Source organism: Streptomyces sp. NPDC006512 (genome assembly GCF_040611935.1).
Classification (GTDB): Bacteria; Actinomycetota; Actinomycetes; order Streptomycetales; family Streptomycetaceae; genus Streptomyces.
The window spans coordinates 1-14,663 of the sequence record NZ_JBEXPG010000043.1 but is presented as its reverse complement, the minus strand read 5'-3'; the positions used below and the strand labels follow the sequence as shown (position 1 = coordinate 14,663).

At 70.4% G+C, this 14,663-nt stretch carries 13 protein-coding genes; 6 read left to right on the top strand and 7 right to left on the bottom strand.

The window, feature by feature from the left end:
- Positions 1 to 34 precede the first annotated feature (34 nt).
- The 5 genes from ABZZ17_RS26955 to ABZZ17_RS26935 form a co-directional block, all read right to left on the bottom strand.
- The gene (locus ABZZ17_RS26955; protein ID WP_356879409.1) at positions 35 to 1,231 is read right to left on the bottom strand and encodes an epoxide hydrolase family protein; all 1,197 of its coding nucleotides are present in this window, start codon (positions 1,229 to 1,231) and stop codon (positions 35 to 37) included.
- 42 nt (positions 1,232 to 1,273) lie between these two features.
- Positions 1,274 to 2,095: an AfsR/SARP family transcriptional regulator gene (locus ABZZ17_RS26950; RefSeq protein WP_356879407.1), complete on the bottom strand. Its 822-nt coding sequence runs from the start codon at positions 2,093 to 2,095 to the stop codon at positions 1,274 to 1,276.
- A gap of 109 nt (positions 2,096 to 2,204) precedes the next feature.
- A complete protein-coding gene (locus tag ABZZ17_RS26945) occupies positions 2,205 to 2,936 on the bottom strand; it encodes a ScbR family autoregulator-binding transcription factor (RefSeq protein ID WP_356879405.1) in 732 nt (243 codons plus the stop codon).
- A 74-nt stretch (positions 2,937 to 3,010) separates the two neighbouring features.
- Positions 3,011 to 3,847: an AfsR/SARP family transcriptional regulator gene (locus ABZZ17_RS26940; RefSeq protein WP_356879403.1), complete on the bottom strand. Its 837-nt coding sequence runs from the start codon at positions 3,845 to 3,847 to the stop codon at positions 3,011 to 3,013.
- A 239-nt stretch (positions 3,848 to 4,086) separates the two neighbouring features.
- Positions 4,087 to 4,713 (bottom strand): ScbR family autoregulator-binding transcription factor, encoded by a 627-nt coding sequence (locus ABZZ17_RS26935; RefSeq protein WP_356879401.1) that lies wholly within the window; start codon positions 4,711 to 4,713, stop codon positions 4,087 to 4,089.
- 206 nt (positions 4,714 to 4,919) lie between these two features.
- Between ABZZ17_RS26935 and ABZZ17_RS26930 the strand changes: the two genes are divergently transcribed.
- The 6 genes from ABZZ17_RS26930 (at position 4,920) to ABZZ17_RS26905 (ending at position 12,054) form a co-directional block, all read left to right on the top strand.
- On the top strand, positions 4,920 to 5,693 hold the full coding sequence (locus tag ABZZ17_RS26930; protein ID WP_356879517.1) for a glucose 1-dehydrogenase: 774 nt from the start codon (positions 4,920 to 4,922) through the stop codon (positions 5,691 to 5,693).
- A 290-nt stretch (positions 5,694 to 5,983) separates the two neighbouring features.
- Positions 5,984 to 6,682, top strand: a complete 699-nt coding sequence (locus ABZZ17_RS26925; RefSeq protein ID WP_356879399.1) for a ScbR family autoregulator-binding transcription factor — start codon at positions 5,984 to 5,986, stop codon at positions 6,680 to 6,682.
- 181 nt (positions 6,683 to 6,863) lie between these two features.
- A complete protein-coding gene (locus ABZZ17_RS26920; RefSeq protein ID WP_356879397.1) occupies positions 6,864 to 8,132 on the top strand; it encodes a ParA family protein in 1,269 nt (422 codons plus the stop codon).
- Complete coding sequence (locus ABZZ17_RS26915; RefSeq protein ID WP_356879395.1) at positions 8,129 to 9,043, top strand: ParB/RepB/Spo0J family partition protein; 915 nt, start codon at positions 8,129 to 8,131, stop codon at positions 9,041 to 9,043. Before ABZZ17_RS26920 ends, ABZZ17_RS26915 begins: the two co-directional genes overlap by 4 nt.
- Before the next feature lie 137 nt (positions 9,044 to 9,180).
- Complete coding sequence (locus tag ABZZ17_RS26910; protein ID WP_356879515.1) at positions 9,181 to 11,496, top strand: helix-turn-helix domain-containing protein; 2,316 nt, start codon at positions 9,181 to 9,183, stop codon at positions 11,494 to 11,496.
- A 3-nt stretch (positions 11,497 to 11,499) separates the two neighbouring features.
- Positions 11,500 to 12,054: an XRE family transcriptional regulator gene (locus ABZZ17_RS26905; RefSeq protein ID WP_356879393.1), complete on the top strand. Its 555-nt coding sequence runs from the start codon at positions 11,500 to 11,502 to the stop codon at positions 12,052 to 12,054.
- Positions 12,055 to 12,182: 128 nt separating this feature from the next.
- Here ABZZ17_RS26905 and ABZZ17_RS26900 read toward each other — a convergent pair whose 3' ends face one another.
- Complete coding sequence (locus tag ABZZ17_RS26900; protein ID WP_356879392.1) at positions 12,183 to 12,656, bottom strand: MarR family transcriptional regulator; 474 nt, start codon at positions 12,654 to 12,656, stop codon at positions 12,183 to 12,185.
- Entirely contained in the window at positions 12,653 to 13,369 is a 717-nt protein-coding gene (locus ABZZ17_RS26895; protein WP_030242136.1) for a hypothetical protein, read from the bottom strand. Before ABZZ17_RS26895 ends, ABZZ17_RS26900 begins: the two co-directional genes overlap by 4 nt.
- Positions 13,370 to 14,663 lie beyond the last annotated feature (1,294 nt).

The following is a 14,663-nucleotide window of genomic DNA, read 5'->3' as shown; positions in this document are numbered from 1 at the left end:
GATCACACCCGTACGGGCGGCCCCTCGCGGAGTTTCACATGCCGGACGTCCGGCCGGACGCGGCGAGCTCCCGGAAGAAGCCGCGGATGTCGTCCACCAGCAGGTCCGGCACCTCCATGGCGGGGAAGTGCCCGCCCCGGTCGTAGGAGGTCCAGCGCACGATCGAGTCGGTGCGCGCGGCGACGTGCCGCAGCGGGATGAAGTTGTCCCGGGGGAAGTCCGCGAGCGCGGTCGGGGTGGCCGACACCTCGGGCGGCTTCCCGTGGTGGTCCGCGTGGGCCCGCTCGTAGTAGATGCGGGCGGCGGAACCGGCCGTCCCGGTGAGCCAGTAGAGCATCACGTTCGTGAGCGTGCGGTCCCGGTCGAGGAGGCAGCGCGGGTCGCTCCACTCGGCGAACTTCTCGCCGATCCAGGCGAGCAGCCCGGCCGGGGAGTCGTTCAGCGCGTACGCGAGGGTCTGCGGCCGGGTCGCCTGGATGTCGGCGTAGCCCTGCCGTTCCCGCGCCCAGACGCGGTACCGCTCCCAGGAGGCCCGCGTGCGGTCCCGTTCGGCGGGGCTCAGCGGGGCCAGTTCCGCCTCGGTGGGCTCGGTGGTGGCGCCGGCGCCGGGGATCAGGTTGAGGTGCACGCCGATGACCCGCTCGGGCCGGATGCGGCCGAGTTCGCGCGAGATCGCGGCTCCCCAGTCACCGCCCTGGACCCCGTACGCCGGGTAGCCGAGCCGTTCCATCAGTACGGCGAAGGCGCGGGCGACCCGCTTGAACTCCCAGCCCCGCTCGGTGGTGGGTCCGGACAGGGTGAAGCCGGGAATGCTGGGGAGCACCAGGTGGAAGGCGTCGGCGGGGTCCCCGCCGTGCGCCCGCGGATCGGTCAGCGGGCCCGCGACCCGTTGGAACTCGACGAACGATCCGGGCCAGCCGTGGGTCATCAGCAGCGGTGTGGCGTCCGGTTCGGGGGAGCGCAGGTGCGCGAAGTGCACCCGGGTGCCGTCGATGACGGTGGTGAACTGCGGCCAGTCGTTCAGCCGTGCCTCGGCGGCCCGCCAGTCGTACTCCTCGCGCCAGTACCGTACGAGCTCGCGGACCTCGGCCAGCGGGATCCCGTAGTCCCGCCCGGCCCCGTCGAGTTCGTCGGGCCACCGCACGCGCCGCAGCCGCGCCGCGAGGTCGTCGAGGTCCTCCTGCGGCACGTCGAGCCGGAACGGAACCAGTTCCCCGCCAAGATCTTCCATGCCCCCACGATGCCACCCGGCCCCGGCGGCCCGGGGCCCGGGTCAGGCCGCGTACAGGTCGAAGGTCGAGCCCCGCTTCGGTCCCGCCGCGACGTCCAGCGCCGGGTCCACCGCGAGCATCGCCTGGTGCAGCCGCTGCAACTGCGGGGACGGCTCTACGCCCAGGTCCCCGATGAGCCGCTGGCGCAGCCGGCGGAACACGTCCAGGGCCGCCGCCTGCCGGCCGGACCGGTACAGCGCCACCATCATCTGCGAGTGCATGCCCTCGTGCTGCGGGTGCCGCGCGGTCAGCTCGGTCAGCTCGGCGAGGAGCTCGGTGTGCCTGCCCAGTCTCAGGTCGACGTCGATGCGCCGCTCCATCGTGACCAGGCGGCTCTCCTCCAGCCGCAGCACCTCGATCTCCAGGACCGGCCCCACGCGTACGTCGACGAGCGCGGGTCCCTGCCACAGCGCGAGGGCTTCCCGCAGCAGTTTCGCCGAGCCCTCGTCGTCGCCGTCGTCGAAGGCGGCCTGTCCCCGCGCGACCAGCGTGTCGTAGGAGTGCACGTCCACGGATTCCGGCGGCACCTGGAGCAGGTAGCCGCCGTGCCGTGTCGTGAGCACCTCCTTGGCACCCCCGGGCCGGCCGGGCCCCATGGCGGTGCCGAGCCTGCGGCGCAGCTGGAGCACGTACGTCTGCAGGGTGGTCAGCGCGCTCTGCGGCAGGTTCTGGCCCCAGATCTCCTCCATGAGGGTCGGCACCGGCATCACCCGCCCCGGATACAGCGACAGGAGGGCCAGGATCTGCCGCGGCTTGCCCGCCGTCGGCACGATCGAATCTCCGTTGACCTCGGCGCTCAACGGACCCAGAACCTGAATCCTCACGGTCTCCCCCTCCGCACTCCGTCGAGTCGCCTCGATCGCTTCCGACTTACCTTGACCTGCGAAAACAATCACTCATTGCCCGGCTCCGCGCGGACGGCCGCGGTGGCGGCTACGCCCCGGTCCCCAGGAACTCGTAGCGCCTTTCCACACCGATCGCGCGGGTGCGCGCGCCGACTGCGCCCGTCCGGTACTCCCCGACCCGCTCTTCGCCCACCAGGCTCGGCAGCAGCAGCCCCCACAGGGCGGCCACCTTCCGCTGGAGTTCCCAGTACGACAGCCCGGTTCCGGCCAGTACCTCGATCCCGCAGAGCGCGGCGGCCACCAGTGCCTCGGCGCTCTCCCAGCGGTCCACGGCCGGCATCCCGTCCCCGTCGCCCGCGCCGGTACCGATGCCGGCGGGGGGTTCGTCCACCGGCAGTTCGCCGGTGTCCCGCGCCATCCGCAGCAGTTCGCTGACCGCGGTCAGCCAGGCCCCGTGGAAGTCCACGGCCGTCAGGTGCTGTCCCGCGCATTCCTTCGTGATGCGGAAGCTCGCCGGGATCGCCGGGTCCTCGTGCAGCATCCGCGCCAGCCAGTGCGTCGTGTCGATCAGCGCCTGCAAGGGGGAGGCTCCGCTCTCCCGCAGGCCGCGCACCGCTTCGTGCAACAGCCCGCACCCGCGCTGCTGTACGGCGTCGGCGAGCTCGTCCTTGGAGGCGAAGTGGAAGTACAGCGCCCCCTTCGTCACCCCGGCCGCGCCCGCGATCTCGCCGAGCGTCGCGTTGGCGTATCCGTTGCGGTGGAACATCTCGGCCCCGGCGAAGACCAACCGCCTACGGGTCCGCTCCGACCTCTCCTGCACCGCTCCGTCTCCTTCCGCCCCCGCTGCGTCCACGCCCTGTCCCCACCCCGGCTCCGGTCGGCACCGGCGCCGGCTCAGGCCCGCACGAGCCGCTCCGACCGCGCTCCCGTCCCGGCGGCCAGGGGCACGGCGGGCGCCATGCCCTCCGGGCCGGCCATCAGGATCGACCGCTGCAGCCGGCGCAGCGCGGGCGACGGCTCCAGGCCGAGGTCCCGTACGAGCGTGGCGCGCAGCCGCTTGTACACGTCCAGCGCCTCGCCGCGGCGGCCGGAGCGGTGCAGGGCGAGCATGAACTGCCCGTGCAGGTTCTCGTGCGTGCGGTAGCGGCTCGCCAGGACGGTCAGCTCGGCGAGGAGCTCCCGGTGGCGGCCCAGCTTCATGTCGGCCTCGATCCGCTGGTCGAGGGCGCACAGCCGGGTCTCGTCGAGACGGCGCGTCTCCATGTCGAGCTGTACCCCGCCGTGCACGTCGGCGAAGGCCGGCCCCGACCAGAGGGCGAGGGCCTCCCGCAGCAGCCGCGCCGCGCCCGCGGCGTCGCCCGCGTCCATCGCCCGGTATCCCATGCCGGCGAGGCGGTCGAACTCGCGCACGTCGCTGGTCCCGCCGCCGCTGCTGAGCAGGTAGCCGCCGGGCAGGGTGACCAGTACGTCCTTCGCGGTCCGCGTGCCGTCGCCGCCCTCCAGGGCGGTCGCGATGAGCGCGCGCAGCTGGAGCACGTACGTCTGCAGGGTGGTGCGGGCGCTGCGCGGCGGCTCGACGCCCCACAGTTCCTCGATCAGCGCCGAGACCGGCACGACCTGGTCGGCATGGAGGGCCAGGAGGGCCAGGACCTGCCGGGGCTTGGGGGCGGTCGGCGTGATGGAGATTCCGTTCTCCCGCACGGCCAGTGCGCCCAGTACATCGATGTCCACGTCGTACTCCCCTGTCCTTGGATGAGTCGCAAGATTCAGTAGAAAACAGTCCCAGCGGTTTGTCAATACAAAACCGGTTGCGCCGTTTTTCCCGTGAAGGCACTCCGGTTACGCTCGAAAAGTGACCTTGACCTGGGGTTTTAACTGAAACGCAGGCGTTCCGCGGGGGACGCTCCCCCTCTCGGACCGGCTCTCAGCAGGGCCATCTAACACCCAAGAGGGGGATTAAATCAAACCGTTCAGTTTGTTTCGTGCTCGTCTGGGCGGTCTTCCGGTCCGTGTTCCTTCCCGGAGATGCCGGGGAGGAGGACGGACCAGACCCGGGTGAGGGTGGGGGCCGCGAACCAGTCGGGGTCGGCGGTGCCCAGCACCTCCAGCCCTACGAGCGAGGCGACCACCGCCGGCGTCACGTCCCGCGGGGTGACGCCCTCGGCGAGGAGCCCCCGCCGGCCGGCGGCCTCGATCAGCTCGCCGGTCCATTCCCGCCACTGGCCGCGCAGGTCGACCCGGCTGCGGTGGGTGACGTCGGCGGACAGCGCGAAGCCGGCGCGTACGACGACGTCCCCGGCGAGCAGCGCCATCAGCGTGTACGTCGAATCGACCAGCACGGTCAGCGGGTTGCCGGAGCGGCCCGGTTCCCCGGCCGTGCGGATGATCACCCGCAGCGCGGCGGCGGCGCGCCCTTCGACCGTCGAGGCGAGTTCGTCCTTGCCGCTGAAGTGGAAGTGGAGGGCGCCCGAGGTCACCCCCGCCCTTCCGCTGATCCCGGCGATCGAGGCGGTGGCGAAACCCTCCTCGGTGAACACCTCGGCGGCAGCGCGCACCAGGGATTCCCGCGTGCGTGCCGCACGCTCCTGCTTGACCATTGGGGGCTCCACACACCGCATTCGCCGCATTCGCGGTCATCCCCGGAACAGGGGTTCTGGATCCAGGCGGCCACAGTCGGCGCCGCCGCCGGAGGCAGGCCGGACTATCGCCGGAGCCCCTGAACGCACAACCGGTCAACGGGTACGTAATAGCTTCTGACCAGGGATCACTCTGTTCAAGGTTGCCGTGTTACGTTCACCGGATGATGACGACGGACAGCACGGGAACGCTTGCGGGTAGATCTGCGTTGATCACCGGAGCGAGCGCCGGGATCGGCGCCGCTGCTGCACGCGTGTTCTGCCGGGAGGGTGCGTCGGTCACCCTCATGGCCCGCCGCGAGGCGGAGCTGGCGGAGCTGACCGAAGAGCTCCGCGCCGCGGGCCACCAGGCTCGCTACGTCGTCGGCGACGTCTCGCGTTCCGAGGACGTGGCCCGCGCCGTCGAGACCGCGGTGACCGCTTTCGGCCGGCTGGACGCCGCCTTCAACAACGCGGGTACGGGTACCGTTCCCGCCCCCATGCACCTCCTCGACGAGGAGGCGTACGACACCGTCATGGACACGAACGTCCGCGGCGTCTGGCACTGCATGCGCCACGAGATCCGCGCCATGCTGGAGTCCGGCGGCGGCGCCATCGTCAACAACAGCAGCACCGCGGGTCTCGTCGCGACCCCCGCCGCGTCCCCGTACATCGCCTCCAAGCACGCGGTCCTGGGCCTGACCAAGGCCGCCGCCTCCGAGTACGCGGACCAGAACATCCGCATCAACGCCATCGCGCCGGGCACCACCCGCAGCGAGCTGATCGACTTCTGGCTCCAGCAGAACCCGGACATGGAGCAGATCCTCCTCAACTCGGCCGTCCTGCCCCGCATCGCGGAGCCGGAGGAGATCGCCGAAGCCGCGGCCTGGCTCTGCAGCGAACGCGCGTCGTTCGTCGTCGGCACCACCCTCTCGGTGGACGGCGGCTGGACCACCCGCTGACCCTCCCCCACCGTTAACGGCGTTAACGCCGTTAACGCTCGCCCCCGTATCACCGTTAACGGCGTTAACGCCGTTAATCGGAACCCACTCCCCCACTTAACGGCGTTAACACCGCCGGCCCTCCCCCATGCCCGGAAGCCCAGCAATAAGTAACACCGCAAACCCTCCCAGTCGCTCCCAAACCCCCACCTCCCGCTGCCATAAAAGTACTTGGCGACTGGTTTTCTTTGAGGCGGCAGCACTACATTGAGCCCGTACCACCGGACAGGACTGGCATCAGGAGAACCCACGTGGCGAGGGTCAGGCAGGGACGAGCCGAGATCACCCGGCAGGCCATCCTCGACGGGGCGGCCATCGCCTTCGATCACGGCGGCTTCGGCGGCACCAGCCTCAGCGACGTGGTCAAGCACGCCGGAGTGACCAAGGGCGCCCTGTACTTCCACTTCCAGTCCAAGGAAGCCCTCGCCCGCACCCTGATCGACGAGCAGTTCCAGGTGGCCGAGGGGGTCCCCGAGATCGAGGACCCGGGTCTCCAGACCGTCATCGACCTGACCCACCAGATGGCGTCCGGGCTGCGCAGCAACGTCCGCGTCCGCGCCGGGATCCGCCTCGTCATCGAGTTCGGATCGTTCACGCACCCCGACCCGTCGCCCTACAACACCTGGATCGACACCTGCCACGGTTGTCTGACGCCGGCCCAGGAACGCGGCGACGTACTGCCCTCGCTCAACACGTACGACCTCTCGACGCTCATCGTCGGCTCGTTCACCGGCATCCAGGTCACCTCCCACGTCCGCACCGGCCGCGAGGACCTGCACGCCCGGGTCGACGACCTGTGGAACCACCTCCTCCCCGGCATCGTGCCCGCCGACCGCATCGCCCGCTTCGACCCCTCGGGCTCGCCCGGCTGCCGGGCCCTGCTCTGCCCGCCGGCCGACGACATCCCGCACTCCCGCTCCCAGAACCCCGGGGCGGTCGCGGTCGGCTGACGACACGACAGGGCGGAACGACAGACGGTACGACAGGGCGGCCTCGCACACGCCGTGGTGAACCACGGGGGTGCTCGCTACGGCGGGTGCGAGGCCGCCCTGTCGCATCTTTGCCCACTTCGTTAGCAAAACTCTGGCGTGGCGCTCACGAACACCCAAGAACGTTAGTAAAGTCCCTCTCATGACTTCGCCCTCGTCCCAGAACGACCGAGACAAGGTCGTCTCCAAGCTCCCCCCGTGGCTCCGTCAGGAGTTGAAGATCCGCACCGCCCAGCTGCGGATCGACATCCAGGACGCCGTCCACCAGGGCATCGCCCACTGGAGCGCCCTCGCCTCCGCCCCCTCCCCCGTCGACACCTCCGGCGCCGAGTCGTTCTCGACGTGGCTGCCCGTCGGCCAATGGGAGTCGTTCCGTACGGACTCCAAGGACCGCGGCGTCTCCCTCACCCAGGGCCTCGCCCAGGCGGTGCGCCTCTGGCTGGAGATGAACCCGGCCCCCACCGTCCAGCGGCCGGCGGTCGTGCGCCGCATCGTCGTGTGCAACCAGAAGGGCGGCGTCGGAAAGACGGCCGTCACCGCGGGCACCGCGGAGGCCCTCGCGGAGGATCCCTCGACCCTCCACCCGGTCCGCATCGCCCGCCAGCTGGCGCGCCTCGTCCCGGCCGAGGGCCAGGAACACCCGGACCAGGCGGTGCCCACCACCACGCCCCTGGACCTCGAAGACCTGCCGGGCCTCGGCATGCGCGTCCTGCTCGTCGACTTCGACCCGCAGGGCCACCTCACCAAGCAGCTCGGCCAGCAGCCGCTGCCCATCGGCGGCGACAGCCTCACCTGCCACATGGCGGGCGAGGCCAAGGGGCCCCTCTCCGACCTGATCGTCGCCATCCCCGACGAGCGTTTCGGCGACCGGCTGCACATCCTGCCCGCCTGCACGGACGCCTTCCTGCTCGACGTCCGCCTCTCCACCGTCCGCGCCCGCGAGGCCGCCCTCGAACGGGCCCTCGCCCCCGTCGAGTCCGACTACGACGTCATCCTCATCGACTGCCCGCCCAGCCTCGGCCTCAGCATGGACGCCGCCATCTACTACGGCCGCCGCCGCGACGCCGAACAGCCGGGCGCCTCCGGGGCCCTGATCGTCGTACAGGCCGAGGACTCCTCGGCCGACGCCTACGATCTGCTCACCTCCCAGATCAACGATCTGCGCGACGACCTCAGCCTCGACATCGACTACCTCGGCCTCGTCGTGAACCTCTACGACGGCCGCCGCGGCTACATCGCCACTTCCTCCCTCCAGGCCTGGATGGACATAAAGGATCCGCGGGTCGTGGCGATCGTCCCCGACCTCAAGGAACAGCGCGAAGCCGTACGTGTGAAGCAGCCGCTGTTCGTCTACGCACCCAAGGGCGACCAGGCCGTCGCCCTGCGCGCGCTCGCCAGGGAGATCTCATGAGCAAGGCCGACAAACTCGGAGTCTCGGCTTCGTTCGCCCGGGCCCAGCCGGTCGGCGTCAGCTCGCGCCGCGCGGCCATCGCCGAGGCGACGGGCGCCCCGACCTCCGGGGTCGTCCCCCCGTCGGAGGTGCCCATCGAGGCCCTCGCCCACAACCCCTTCAACCTCCGCGAGGACCTCACGGACCTCGACGAGCTGGCCCAGTCCCTCACGGTGCGCGGCCAGCTCCAGCCCCTCGCGGTCGCCACCCGCATGGCGTTCATGGAGGCGCACCCGGGCCAGACCGACGGCCTGGGCCGCGCCCCGTACGTGGTCATCGACGGCAACCGGCGCCTGGCCGCCGCCCACCTCGCCGGTCTCAAGACGATGCACATCCACGTGAACGACTCCCTGTCCGCCTCCGCGGCGGACATCCTCGAATCGGCACTGATCGCCAACGTGCACCGCGTCGACGTGGCCCCCATGGACCAGGCCCGCGCCCTCCAGGAACTCGTGGAAGTCCACGGCTCGCAGGCCCAGGTCGCCAAGCGGCTCGGGAAGACGGCGGCGTGGGTCTCCCAGCGCCTGACCCTGCTCAACCTGACCCCCACCCTCCAGGAGAAGGTGGAGACGGGCGAGCTCAAGGTCGAGCCGGCCCGCCGCATCGGCCGCCTCCCCCAGGAGGACCAGGCCGCGGCCGCCGACGAGACCATTAACGCCGTTAACCCCCCGCGCCAGCGCACCCGCCCGGTGCCCCCGACCGTTAACGGCGTTAACGCCGTTAACGCCCCGAAGCCGGCTCCCGCCCCCGCCCCGTCCCCCCGCATCACGATCTCCACCCACTCCCCGGAGACCATCGCGGACGCCCTCACCGCCCACCTCACCCCGGACGACCTGAAGGCCGTCACCGAACTGCTCATGCAGCGCATCTGAGCCGGGCACCCACGCCGGGGGCGGTGACGCCGTAACGCCGTTAACGGCGTTAACGCCGTTAACGCCCCCACGTGCGTTTCATGTGCGTTCAACAGTGCGGTTCAAATAAGCTGCACCCGGAGGTAGTGATGAGCGAGATGAACGAACAGACCGCCCTCTTCGCAGCGGTCGACGCCCTGCTGGAAGAGGCGGCCGCGCAGGACGGGCTTCCCCACCCGGACGAACGCAAGCGCCTGCGCGAGGCCGCCGGTCTGAGCCAGGACCAGATCGCCAAGGCCCTGTCCGTCCGCCGCGAGACGGTCACCTCCTGGGAGACCGGCCGCACCGCCCCCCGCCCCCCGAAGCGCGCGGCCTACGCCCGCCTCCTCGAAGGCCTCGCCGCCCTCCACCCCATTAACGGCGTTAACACCGCCACCCCCACACCCCCCGCCCCCGGCGAGGCCGCCAACACCACACCCACCGAACCCACCCCGGCCCCGGCCCCGGCCCCCATCGACACACCCCCCGAGCCAACCCCGAACACCATCCCTGTTAACGGCGTTAACGCCGCGGCTCCCACCGAGCCCACCCCGGACCCCACCGTTAACGGCGTTAACGCCGTTAACGCGGAAACCCCCACCCCGCCCCCCAGCCCGGCACCCGTTAACGCCGTTAACGCCCTCAACCCCGCACCCCCGGTCACCCACCCCTCACCGGCCCCCGCCCCCCAGCAGGCACCCCGCCCCCGAGCGCCGCAGGCACCCGCACCCCGGACCTCCCGCCCCAAGCCTCCCCTCCCCCTGGACGGCCACGGCCCCCTGGCCGTCCTCGACGGGATCGGCCACGCCCACGCCGTCGGCGGTCTCGTCCTCCCCCACCCGACCTCCGGCCTGCCCGACCTCATCACCTGGGCCCTCGGCCCGGACGCCGACCTCCGCGCGCCCCGCCTCCACCGCAACGGCAAGGACGGCGACCCCCTCCTCGTCCTCACTCCCGCCGCCACCGAGGCCCTCGGTCTCCCCCTCACCCTGGAAGACCGCCGCGCCCTGCGCCTCCCCGACCACCACCCCGTCGTGAAGCAGCTCGCCAAGGCCAAGTGGCAGCTCACCCGCCGCGGCTTCGGCCCCTGGGCCCGCGTCTACCGCCCCGCCACCCCCGGCACCGGCCGCCAGTGCGTTCAGCTCGCCGTCCTTCCCTGGGGCGCCCTCGACGCCCGCGCCTGGGGCGAGGACACCCCGGACCTCCCCGCGCCCGAACTCGCCGAGCTGCTGACCACCTACGCCGCCCGCGTCCTGACCCCCCGCGGTTCGACCGCCGTCACGGGCCTGGAACTCATGACGGCCCTGCGCCCTCCCACCCGCGCCGCCCGAGACGAAGCCACCCGTACCTGGGTCTCCGCCCCCGTCGCCGGATCGCTCACCCGCGCCGTCGACCCGGCCCCGCCGGAGGCCCCCGACGAACACCCCGTGGTCGCCGCCCTGTACCCCCGCGCCCACCAGCGCACCCCCGACGAGGTCCTCGACGAGGAGGCGTACGACTGGATCCGCGACCCGGAACTCCTCACCGACGCCGAGTGCACCCGCACGCACGCGGTCGGCATCGACGTCAACATGGCCTTCGCGGCGGCCGCGAACCGCCTCCCGGTCGGCACCGGCCCGGCCATCCACACCACCTCCCCCCGCTTCGACCCCAAACTCCCCGGCTGCTGGCTCGCGGACCTCTCCTCGATCGAGCTCGACCCGCGCCTCCCCAGCCCCTTCACCCCGCACGGCAAGCGGCCCACCGGCCCCGCCTGGTACGCGACCCCGACCCTCGCCTACGCCCAGGAGCTCGGCCACGACGTCCACCCCACCGAGGCCTGGATCCGCCCCGAGAACGGCCCCTACCTCGACGCCTGGTACACCCGGCTCCGCGACGCCTACCTGGCGACCATGGCCGACCTCGGTGTCACCCCGGCCCTCACCGAGCCCGAGTTCCTCCGGGCCATGGCCGCGTACAAGGAACACCCCCGGGGCAGCGCCACGGCCGTCCTGTCCGCCATCAAGTCGACCGTCAAGGGCGGCATCGGCAAGCTCCGCGAACGCCCCCAGGGCGCCGGCTACCGCCCCGGCGAAGCCTGGCCCGCCCTCGAACGCCCCACCTGGCGCCCCGACATCCGCGCGGCCGTCATCTCCACGGCCCGCGTGAACATGCACCGCAAGATGCAGAAGCTCGCCACCGCGGCCGGCCTGCACCCCATCGCGGTCCTCTCCGACTGCGCGGTCTACCTCTCCGACGGCCCCGGCCCCCTCGACTTCCTCCCCCACACCCCCGAGGGCAAGCCCCTCCCCGGCGGCTTCCGCCTCGGCGTCAGCCCCGGCATGGTCAAGCACGAAGGCACCCAGCCCCTCCTGTGGGCCGTGCAGATGCTCGACGAACGCCTCAACCCCGCCCGCCACATCAAGGGCCACGACGCAGCAGCAGACGGCGAGTAATCCATGTCCGACATCTCCGACAGCCTCACCAAGGCCGACGAACTCCACTTCACCCGCCCGATCCCCAGGTCCGCGGGCGCCCAGATGCGCTTCCTGGTGAAACAGCTCAAGTCCACGAAATCGGCGGCGAGCCTCCTGGGCATCTCCCAACGCACGGTGGAGCGCTACGTCAAGAACCAGCTGAAGCAGCCCAAGCCGGAACTCGCGGCCCGCCTGGAGGCGGAGGTACGCCGCCGCTGGCAGCCCCTGGTCCGCAAGCGCGCCCGCGCCAAGGCCGCGGCCACGACCGGACTGGTCATCGAGACCCGCGCCCGCTTCGGTTTCACCGCCGCCCCCGGCACCACCGACGACGGCCGCATGCGCCGCATCACCCAGCACCTGCCCCCCGAGTACGCGAGCCGCCTCTTCGCCGCCCAGGACACCGGCGCCACCGAGGCCCAGCTCCGCCACATCACGGCCGAAGCGCTCCAGGAGATCTACTTCAAGGACAACGGCGCCCGCGCCACGGCCCTCCTGGTCGAGTTCACCGACATCGACTACGTCGACTTCGCGTTCTGACGTTCCCTCCGGCAGACCCAAAGGGCCCACAAGCCCGTCTGCGCCCCTGAAAACCCAGGAGGGCCCCGGGATAAACCCGGGGCCCTCCAACGCCGCTGAGACCCCCTCAGAGGCCCTCAGCGACCGCACTACCCGACGGCGTGCAACGTCCTGCGCCGCTTCGACTCCGCAGCCTTCTTCGCCGCGGCCTGCGCCGCCCGCTTCTTCCGCTGCTCGGCCAACTGGTCCTGGTACGCCGCCACCGCCTCGTGGTAGCTCGCGACGTACCCGCGCGCGTCCAACCGCTCCTCGGCCGGCATCCCGTTGACCGCGGCCACGGCGTCCTCGAACGAGTTGTACCCGGCCAGCATCGGATTGATCTGGTAGACCCCGTTCCTGACCTTCCGCACCAGCTTCGCGAGCTCCAGGCTCCGCAGCGCGGCGTTGACGCTCGGCCGGCTCAGCTCCAGCAGCCCCCCGATGGTGGCCTGATCGATGAGGATCCGCCCCCCGGGCTCGCTCAGCGAACGCAGCTTCAGCAGCACGCGGTACGCCGCAGGCGGAAGGTCGAGGTCGGAGAGAAGCCCGTCGGCGTTGACCGCAGCGAATCGCAAGGTGCTCACTGAGCTGTCCCTTCTTCCTTGCGCTGCGCCCGGCTCAGCCGACGTGCAGCGCGCTCTTTGGACCGTTCGGCCCGCAGTTCCTCGATTGCCTGCCGCATGTGGTCCAGCGACGGGAACCGCACCAGGTCGGGCAGGCTCGTATCGCTGCGAATCTGCGAGATGGTGCTGTGCTGCTCCACCTTCACGAACTCACCCGCCGTCTCCGTACCCGGGATGAACTCAGCCACCCGGTAACTGTAGGGCGGGTTGAACTGGTACACACCCCGCCGCACCTTGAAGACGATCCCATGAGACATGACGGTGTGCAGCGCCTCCGACGTCTTTGTCCGACTGACGTCAAGGATCGTAGCCATCTCCTCCTGGGTAAGTGGAATCCGCCCCCCCGCCCGTTGGCAAGCAATGAGCAGCAGGATCAGCCTCAACGGCAGCGCTTCACGGAAGTACTGCGCGATGACCAGGAAGAACTCCAGGCTGTCCATCGAAAACGCATTTGGCTGACTCTGCGTCCCGTAGAACTCCAGCGGCTTGCGCTCGCCGTCCAGCGTGAGCTTCCGGCTCGGATACCGCCTGGCAAGACTGTCCAGGTCCTTGACCGGAGCCAGCGGCTGACTCCACGCCGAAATCGCGTCATCAACGGGGAGATCAGGACGCGGCGCGCGCGACGGACTCGGCCGGCGGCGCTGTGGCTCTGATGACACGAGGATGCTCTCCACTTCGTTGATCTGCAGAGAGAGTATGTCAACAAGGGTGACACTAATGTCACGCTCGTTGACGTTCGGCGTGTCTTGTGTCCCCCCAGGAGGGACACATCTCAGCCACCCCCCTCCCTCAGCCCCCACCGGGCCCCCTCCCCCAACCCACCCCTGCACCGACGCAGTTCACCGACACATCTCCGGAAGAACGTCAGCCTCCCTGACGTTTTAGCCCAAAAACCGTCAGTCTCCCTGACGTTTTGCCGTCGCTCTGTCCCCCCACCAGCGACACATCGCCCGAGTTATGTCCCTCCTGAGGGGACATAACTTTCCCCCCGCACCCCGCCTGACCTGCGCAAACGCATCTCCGTACCCTCTATAGGCCGTCCCCTGCCGCGCTGCGCGCACTGAACTCCGTCGTGAACCCCCAAGCAGAGCCACTCCCCTGACCCCCCAACACCCAGACCCCCGCCAAACAACCACCGGACAGCGTGTCCATAACCACGCAGAATCTGACTGATTCCTATCTCTATCCCCAGATCACTTTGAAGCACTACCCCCCAAACCATTAACGCCGTTAACACCCCCACACCCCTCCCCGAGATAACGCTGAGCACTCCTCAAGCAAACTCCAACCAACCCCCAACCCCTTCCAAAAACCCTCCAGCACAAAGCGCTCTACCACCCTGACCTGCTAATTCCCCCACTCCATCCCACAACAAGAGAACTCCTCCTCCCCGTCCAACCACCTCTCCTCCCACTCTCTTCAGGTAACTAAAAGTCACCAACCCCTCACACCCCCAACCCCCAAGCCATGACAAACCGAACGTTCAATCTGACGGTGTCTGACAACACCACAGAACTGACAGACCATCTGAGACCACCTGAAGCCCCCAACAAAACAACCCCCACGGCCCACCAAAGCCCACCCTTATCAACGAAACCCGCTGCCAACTCGGCTGATCCCGTGGCTTCCAAGCTCGGGAGCTCAAGTCCCACCAAGCGAAACCCACCAGCCCGCAGCGAAGCAGGGCCCTTTCCCAGCCGCGGAGCGGCTGGGCCCGGCCGAAGGCCGGCCCTGGCGAGGCAGAGCCTCGCTTCCCCCAGGCGCGCAGCGCCTGGGAAACCTGCCCGAAGGGCAGGCCCTAGCGAGGCAAAGCCTCGCTGCGCCGAGCCCAGCGAGGTGGGATCTCTTCCCCTGGCGCCCAGCGCCAGGGGACCCGGCCAAAGGCCGGGCCTTAGCGGGGCTAAGCCCCGCCCGCCGAGCGCAGCGAGCCGGGCCACTTCCCAGGCGCGCAGCGCCTGGGAACCCGGC